Source organism: Streptomyces sp. NPDC058157 (assembly GCF_042884105.1).
In the GTDB taxonomy this organism is placed as follows: Bacteria; Actinomycetota; Actinomycetes; order Streptomycetales; family Streptomycetaceae; genus Streptomyces.
Genome location: NZ_JBHVUQ010000429.1, coordinates 1 through 1,600 on the forward strand (window position 1 = coordinate 1; position 1,600 = coordinate 1,600).

Sequence of the window (1,600 nt, forward strand, 5' to 3'; positions counted from 1 at the left end):
GTCGACTCCCTGCTGGCCGCCGACATGGCCCCGGCGGACCCGGCCCCGGCCCCGCCCGGCTCGGCCCCGGACACCCCCGCTCCGGCGGCCCCGCGCGACCCGGGGCCGGACGCGGGGCGGCCCGGCCCGGCACGCCGCACTCCGCCGGCCGGACCCCGGGCCCCGTCCGCGCCCGCCGGCGCGGCACCCGCTCCCCTCACCGACGCCGAACACCGGGTCGCGGCGCTCGCCGCCGACGGCCTGCCCAACCGGGCCATCGCCGGAGAACTCGCCGTCACCCCGCGCACCGTGGAACAGCACCTGACGAAGGCCTACCGGAAGCTCGGCATCCGGGGGCGTCCGCAGCTGGCCACGGCACTCGAACGAACCGCTACGGAGGAACCGACATGAACCCCCTGCTCCACCGCCAACAGGAACTCGACCTGCTCACGGCGGCGTTGGACGCCACGGGGCACGGAGCGGGCGGCGGGTCGCTGACGGTGGTGACCGGAGGCATCGGCATGGGCAAGACCGCCCTGCTGCGGGCCCTGCCGGAGCTCGCCGAACGCCGTGGCATCCGCGTCCTCACCGCCAGCGGAGCCCCGCAGGAACAGGCCTTCGGCTTCGGTGTGCTCAGCCAGCTGCTGACCCCGCTGCTGCCCGCCGCCGGAGGGCACCCCGCCGATCCTCCCGGCGGGTCCGATCTGCTCGCCCTGGTCGCCGGACACGCCGAACGCAAACCGCTGCTCCTGCTGGTGGACGACCTCCAGTGGGCCGACACCGCCTCGCTGCGCCGGCTCGCCCGGCTGGCCGGACGGCTGCCCCGGCTGCGCGTCAACCTGGTCGTCGCCCTGCGCGAAGGGGACCCCGGCGAGGACGCGCCCGGGCTCCACCACTTCACCGGGCGCGCGGCCCGCGTGCTGCGGCTGCGGCCGCTGTCGGTCGGGGCCACCGCCGACCTCGTGGGCGCCCGCCTGGGCCGGCCCGTGGACCAGGCCTGCGCCCGCGCCTGCCACGAGGCCACCGGCGGCCATCCCCTGCTGCTCACGGCCACCCTCGACGCCCTGACCGCCGCCGGGCCGCGCGACCACGGGGAACGGATGCCCGACGCACAGGACATCCGGGGCATCCGCCCCGACGCCCTCCGCGAACGCCTGGCGGTGGTCCTCCGCGCCCAACGCCCCCCGGTCCGCCGCTTCGCCTCCGCCCTGGCCATCCTCGGCGACCCCCCGACCGAAACCGCCACAGCCGCGACCACCGGCGCCACCGGCCACGCCGGTGACCCGGCGCATGCCGCGCACACGGCGCCCGCCGGGCACACCGCCCATCGGGCGCACCCGGGGCCCGCCCAGCCCGACTCCACTGGGCACACGGCCTCCGCGGGCTACGCGGGCTACGCCGGGCACGCGGGCCAAGCCGGCCACGCCAGCCCTGCCGGCCACGCCGACCACGCCGGGGACGCGAAACAAGTCGGCCACGCCGGGCACGCCAGCCCTGCCGGCCACGCCGACCACGCCGGGGACGCGAAACAAGTCGGCCACGCCAGGCACGCTGGCCCTGCTGGCCCTGCTGGCCCTGCTGGCCCTGCTGGCCCTGCTGGCCCTGCTGGCCCTGCTGGCCC

At 78.4% G+C, this 1,600-nt stretch carries 2 protein-coding genes; both read left to right on the forward strand.

Translation table 11 applies throughout. The annotated features are described in order from the left end of the window. On the forward strand, positions 1 to 390 hold a 390-nt coding region (locus ACFVXK_RS38605; RefSeq protein WP_389622071.1), incomplete at its 5' end, for a helix-turn-helix transcriptional regulator. Next, positions 387 to 1,600 (forward strand): ATP-binding protein (locus tag ACFVXK_RS38610; RefSeq protein ID WP_389622073.1); only part of this gene is annotated, 1,214 nt, incomplete at its 3' end. The genes ACFVXK_RS38605 and ACFVXK_RS38610, both read left to right, overlap by 4 nt.